This is a genomic window from Paractinoplanes bogorensis (genome assembly GCF_018829635.1).
GTDB classification, from domain to species: Bacteria; Actinomycetota; Actinomycetes; order Mycobacteriales; family Micromonosporaceae; genus Actinoplanes; species Actinoplanes bogorensis.
Map to the genome: position 1 here is coordinate 1 of NZ_JAHKKG010000034.1, position 5010 is coordinate 5010.

Sequence of the window (5010 nt, forward strand, 5' to 3'; positions counted from 1 at the left end):
CTGAGCCGAACCGGCGCGCTGAGCCGAACCGGCGCGCTGAGCCGAACCGGCGCGCTGAGCCGAACCGGCGCGCTGAGCCGAACCGGCGCGCTGAGCCGAACCGGCGCGCTGAGCCGAACCGGCGCGCGATAAATGAGTAGCGCTCCCTTGGCCGGGTGCCTAACCTGGTGCGCATGATCTCCTGATCCTCTCCGGCCCGTCTCGGGCCGATCCCGTGCTCGGTTCCGGGTGCTCCGGCGTGACCAGTCCGCCGTGGAGCCGCATCGCGCCGACACCCGGACTCACCGTCATGTCCCCGGCTCCACCGTGCCCGGCCCCGCCCTCTGCGCGCGGGGCTTCGAGGAGGTCTGTATGCCTGGCCAACGCTTCACCGTCTCGCTCGACCCGGACGATCTCGCCCAGTTCCGTCCCGCGAAGTCCGGCACCACACCGAAGGCCGATCGCGGCGCCCCGCATCACGGCGCGCACGACGAGAAGCAGGCCGCCCGCAGTCGCTCCGAGCAGGCCCGCGCGGGCCGCGCGGCCGGCGCGAGCGGCGGCCGGTCCTACGCGTTCCGGCGCAGCTAGGCGGTCCCGCGAGGGGCGCCCGGTTAACCCGGTCGCCCCTCGCGCCGTCCGGCTCGGCTCGGCTCTGTCGTACCACTTCGGGGCCGCGTTTTGACGTGACGCGTGGCACGCCGCCGGGCGGCGCCGGCCGTGGCACCATCGTCGCGTGGAACTGGGGGAAGTGCGGAAACTCGCCGCCGGCCTGATGGCGCAGCATCGGCTGAGCGGCTGGACCCTCGTGTTCGACAACGCCAAGACCCGGGCCGGCGCCTGCCGCTCGGATCGCCGCGAGATCGCCCTGTCGCGGCACCTGATGGCCCTCTACTCGCCCGGGCAGGTCACCGAGACCGTCCTGCACGAGATCGCCCACGCGCTGGCCGGCCCCCGGCATGGCCACGACCAGAGGTGGCGCACGATCGCCCGGCGCATCGGCTGCTCCGGGCAACGATGCATGCCCGCCGACGCACCCCGCGTCGACGGCGCCTGGGTCGGCACCTGCCCGGCCGGCCACCGCACCACCACCCACCGCCGGCCCGTCCGCGTCCGGTCGTGCCCGGAGTGCTCGCCCCGCTTCGACGTGACCGCCCGCTACACCTGGACACACCGGGACGGCCCGGCCGCGATGGACCCACGCTACGACCGCGAGCTGGCCCGGCTGCTGACCCCGCGACCCCGCCCGGCCGTCACCTCCGTGGCTGCCGTCGGCGACCGGGTCCGTGTGATCGGCGGGGGCAAATACGCCGGACTGACCGGCACCGTCGAGAAACGTGGGCGGAGCCGCTACCAGGTGCGTACGCGGGAAGGCTTGTTGAATGTGCCTTTCGCCGCGGCCCAGCCGGTTACCGCGTCGCACTGAGCCGCTCGGTTCTTTTCCGCGGAACTCTGTCCGTCAGTAAGCGACGTGACGAGAACCCAGCGGTCGCCGTGATGGCCGGGCCGTCCATGTCCGACCACGTCAATTTCGTGGCCGATCTGCTGACCGCCATCGCGATGCTGGCGGTAATTCTGGGCGGCGCCGACTATGTCGCACGACGCGTGATGTCCCGCCAGTTCGACGTGATCGATGTCGTGCGGGTGACCGTTCTGGCCTGCCTGCTCGGCGCTCTCGCCTTCGCTCTGGCGTATACCGGCGGATCGGTCCGCCTTACCCCGTGAGGTGATGTCCATGACGCATCCCGAAATACCGCCCGGCCCGGCCGCCGAAACGTTCGAAAGTCAACTGCGGGTGATGGTGGCGGTCACGACCAGACTCGACGAGAGCGTACGACGCCTGGAGGCACTGACGTCGTCGCTCGAGATGCGGCTCCACCGGGCCGAGACCGCGCTCTCGGTGGCCAGACCCACTGCCCCGCACCGACGGCCGGTCGATCTGGCCCGCCAGCACCTTCCCCAACTGCTCGCCGGGCTCGTCGCGAGCATCATCGCGGTGGCCATTGTGGTCTACATCTTCTCCGGCGGCATCAGTGAGTAGGGGATCGGCGTTCGCGTGGCTTCTGCCGGGATTCGTGGTCAGCGTGATCGACGCGTGGCTGTCCATGCAGTCGATGGTCGGCATCATTCAGCCGAAGAACATTCTTGCTTTTGTGGCGGCGGTCCTGCTCGGTATGGCGCTGACCGCTTTCGCCGTTCTGTCACCGCTGTGGACCACGGAGTACTCACCGGTCTTTCTGCACCTGATCAAATATCTGCTCGTCATCGTCGACGTGGGAACGAGCATCATCGGGGCCATCTGGTACGGGTTGATGGGCCAGCCGCTCAATCGGACGGTCCATTTCGAGGAGATGCACTGGGCTCCGTCGAATTGGTTCGCGACCACGCTGATCGTCGGTTTCGTCGTCATCGTGGCCTGGTTCTGCCACATGTTCGGGCTCGCCATGCGGACGCTCAAGACCGGATAGTCCGGCCCGGCTCTTGATTCGGCCGGGCCCGCGGATCCACTCTCGAGGCATGCCGATGCCCGTGTTCGTCGTCAGTGTCGGTGCGTTCTCGGCCGGTGAGCTGGTGCAGGCGTTTCGCCGTCGTCGTGGGAGCGCCCGGGTCGACGTACGGGCGGAGGCGCTGTTCCGACTGTTGCTCCTCGGCGGCATTCTGCTGTGGCCGCTCAGCCGGGTCGTCGCTCCCGGCGCCACCATCCGGGCGGTCCTGATCGGCGCGATCCTCGCGTGGGCCGGGGCGCTGTTGCGCTGGTGGTCGTTCGTGACGCTCGGCCGGTATTTCACCGTGGTCGTCACGACCAGCACCGACCAGCCGGTGATCGGGAGGGGACCGTACCGGGTGCTGCGTCACCCCAGCTACACCGGACTGCTGCTCGTCGTCGCCGGTGTGGGACTGATGGCGGGTAACTGGGCCGGGGCGGCCGGGGCGTTCCTGCTCGTCCTGATCGGGCTCGTCCATCGTCTCCGGATCGAGGAGCGAGCCCTGATCGCGACCCTCGGCGACCGCTACCGCGCGTTCGCGGCCGGTCGGGCCCGGCTCATTCCGTACGTCTGGTAGGCAGCGCGTAGTAGTCCTCGGTGATCACCGGGCGGAACCCGATCGACGTGTAGAGGCCCAGCGCCCGGTCGTTGTCGGTGGCCACCTCCAGGTGGACGACCGGAGTTCCGGCGCGGCGGCACAGGCGGTGCAGCACGTCCCGCCCGTAGCCGCGGCCCTGCTGGTCGGGGTGGATCGCGAAACCGTAGATGCCGGCCCGGCCCTCCTGGGTCTCCAGCCGGGCGGTGCCGATCGGGGTGCCGTCGAGCTCGACGGTCAGCGTGTTCGGGTCGACTGCCTCACGCGGCTCCCAGCCGAAGGCCAGGCGCAGGATCTCGCGGAGCGGCTCACGGTCGGCGGGCGTTGCTTCCCGTACGGAAATTGCGGGGTGGGACGTCACCTCGGCCGGCTCGCCGTGCAATTCGAGCGCGTGCTCGCTGTGCTCCAGCCGGCCACCGCGCCGCTCGGCGAGGGCCCGGCCACCCGCCGACGGCCGCGGGACGACCAGCAGCACCGCGTCGTGCTCGCGCCCGGCCAGCACGGTCTCGGCCGCATCGAGCAGCGCGGTGCCGATCCCCGTGCGGCGGGCGGCCGGGTCGACCATGCCCGCCAGCTCGAGGGTCGGGGCGCCGTGAGCGTAGATGCCGAGGAAGCCGAGCAGGCGATCGCCGTCCCACCACAGCACGTCTTCGACCCGTTCACCGTCGCGGCGGCGCAACGCGTTCCACTCGAGTTTCAGCCGGCCGCCGTCGGCTTCCACCACCCGGCGTTCGAGGTCGGCAACGGCTTCGAGGGTCGACGGGGAGAGCCCCGCGCTGAGGTCGATCACCTCGACAGCCCATCATGCCGGTCAACCGCATTTTCCCGTACGCGGCGGTATCGTCCACTCCCGGAGGATTCTTGAGATGGCCACCACCGTTTCCGCCGACGGCACCCCGATCGCGTACGAGGTCCACGGCCCGGCCGATGCGCCCGCCGTGATCTATGTGAACGGCGCGACGGGCTACCGCGCCCTCCACAACCCGTCCCCACGCATCGCCGAGCTGACCGGATTGCGCCTGGTCGCGTACGACCGCCGGGGACGCGGCGAAAGCGGCGACGCCCCCGCCTACTCCCCCGAGCGCGAGATCGAGGACATCGCGGCCCTGATCGTGGCGCTGGGCGGCCGGGTCGCCGCGATCGCCGGGGAATCGTCGGGCGCGATCCTGGCCCTGGAGGCGACGCGGGCGGGTGTGGCCGCGGGCTGTGTCATCGCGTACGAGCCGCCGTTCATCATCGATGACAGTCGCCCGCCGCTTCCCGCCGACTACGTCGAGCGGCTGGAGACGCTTGATGCCCCTGGCGCCCACCGCTACTTCGCCACCGCGGCGATCGGTCTGCCCGCCGAGTTCGCCGACAGCATCGTGAACGCGCCGATCTGGCCCCTGCTCGAGCCGGTCGCGCCCACCATCGCGTACGACGGGCGGATCTGCCGCGACTACATGACCGGCTCGGCCGGGCCGCTCGCCCGGTTCGCCGAGATCGCCGTGCCGGTGCTCGCTGCCGCGGGCGACCACACCGCGCCCTTCCTGATCGCCGGCGCGCGGGCCCTGGCCGATCGAGTGCCCCGCGGCGAGTTCGCGCTCATCCCCGGCGCCACCCACCAGACCGACCCCGAGCTGGTCAGCCGGCCGTTCGCCGAATTCATCCAACGGGCCGCGCGCTGAAGCGGGGCAGCCTGCTGAAGCCGGGGAGCCTGCTGAAGCCGGGCCGCGCACGCAAACCGGGCCACGCACTGAAGCCGGGCCGCGCACGCAAGCTGGGCCGCGCACTGAAGCCGGGCCGCACGGAAGACGGGCCACGCACGAAACCCGGGTCACGCACTGTGGGCTTGACCCGTTTCGGCGGACAGGGCTGGTGTGTGGATTGGTTCAGGCTGCTGTTTCGTAGGCGGTTGGGCTGCGATAGCCGAGGCTGGAATGCCGGCGGTGGGTGTTGTACCAGCCTTCGATG

At 70.8% G+C, this 5010-nt stretch carries 8 protein-coding genes; 7 read left to right on the forward strand and 1 reads right to left on the reverse strand.

Going from position 1 to position 5010, the window contains the following annotated elements:
- The first annotated feature begins 351 nt into the window (after positions 1-351).
- From KOI35_RS46890 to KOI35_RS46915, 6 genes are all read left to right on the forward strand, one after another.
- On the forward strand, positions 352-567 hold the full coding sequence (locus tag KOI35_RS46890) for a hypothetical protein (RefSeq protein ID WP_215796310.1): 216 nt from the start codon (positions 352-354) through the stop codon (positions 565-567).
- A gap of 145 nt (positions 568-712) precedes the next feature.
- Positions 713-1402 carry a SprT-like domain-containing protein gene (locus KOI35_RS46895; RefSeq protein WP_308121477.1) on the forward strand — a complete coding sequence of 230 codons (690 nt, stop codon included), beginning with the start codon at positions 713-715 and terminating at the stop codon, positions 1400-1402.
- Between the two features lie 86 nt (positions 1403-1488).
- Complete coding sequence (locus tag KOI35_RS46900; RefSeq protein ID WP_215796311.1) at positions 1489-1701, forward strand: hypothetical protein; 213 nt, start codon at positions 1489-1491, stop codon at positions 1699-1701.
- A gap of 10 nt (positions 1702-1711) precedes the next feature.
- A complete protein-coding gene (locus KOI35_RS46905) occupies positions 1712-2017 on the forward strand; it encodes an HAD family hydrolase (protein WP_215796312.1) in 306 nt (101 codons plus the stop codon).
- Positions 2010-2444: a hypothetical protein gene (locus tag KOI35_RS46910; RefSeq protein ID WP_215796313.1), complete on the forward strand. Its 435-nt coding sequence runs from the start codon at positions 2010-2012 to the stop codon at positions 2442-2444. The genes KOI35_RS46905 and KOI35_RS46910 overlap by 8 nt, the downstream gene beginning before the upstream one ends.
- Before the next feature lie 49 nt (positions 2445-2493).
- Positions 2494-3039, forward strand: a complete 546-nt coding sequence (locus KOI35_RS46915) for a methyltransferase family protein (protein WP_215796314.1) — start codon at positions 2494-2496, stop codon at positions 3037-3039.
- Here KOI35_RS46915 and KOI35_RS46920 read toward each other — a convergent pair.
- Positions 3020-3847 (reverse strand): GNAT family N-acetyltransferase, encoded by an 828-nt coding sequence (locus KOI35_RS46920; protein ID WP_215796315.1) that lies wholly within the window; start codon positions 3845-3847, stop codon positions 3020-3022. The genes KOI35_RS46915 and KOI35_RS46920 overlap by 20 nt on opposite strands.
- A gap of 76 nt (positions 3848-3923) precedes the next feature.
- Here KOI35_RS46920 and KOI35_RS46925 point away from each other — a divergent pair, with 76 nt between their 5' ends.
- Positions 3924-4724: an alpha/beta fold hydrolase gene (locus KOI35_RS46925; protein ID WP_215796316.1), complete on the forward strand. Its 801-nt coding sequence runs from the start codon at positions 3924-3926 to the stop codon at positions 4722-4724.
- Positions 4725-5010: the final 286 nt, after the last annotated feature.

What these genes read in the sequence shown, in the direction of transcription:
- KOI35_RS46925 (WP_215796316.1), top strand. Translation starts at nt 3,924, where the DNA reads ATGGCCACCACCGTTTCCGCCGACGGCACCCCGATCGCGTACGAGGTC.
- KOI35_RS46900 (WP_215796311.1), top strand. Translation starts at nt 1,489, where the DNA reads ATGTCCGACCACGTCAATTTCGTGGCCGATCTGCTGACCGCCATCGCG.
- KOI35_RS46890 (WP_215796310.1), top strand. Translation starts at nt 352, where the DNA reads ATGCCTGGCCAACGCTTCACCGTCTCGCTCGACCCGGACGATCTCGCC.
- KOI35_RS46915 (WP_215796314.1), top strand. Translation starts at nt 2,494, where the DNA reads ATGCCGATGCCCGTGTTCGTCGTCAGTGTCGGTGCGTTCTCGGCCGGT.
- KOI35_RS46905 (WP_215796312.1), top strand. Translation starts at nt 1,712, where the DNA reads ATGACGCATCCCGAAATACCGCCCGGCCCGGCCGCCGAAACGTTCGAA.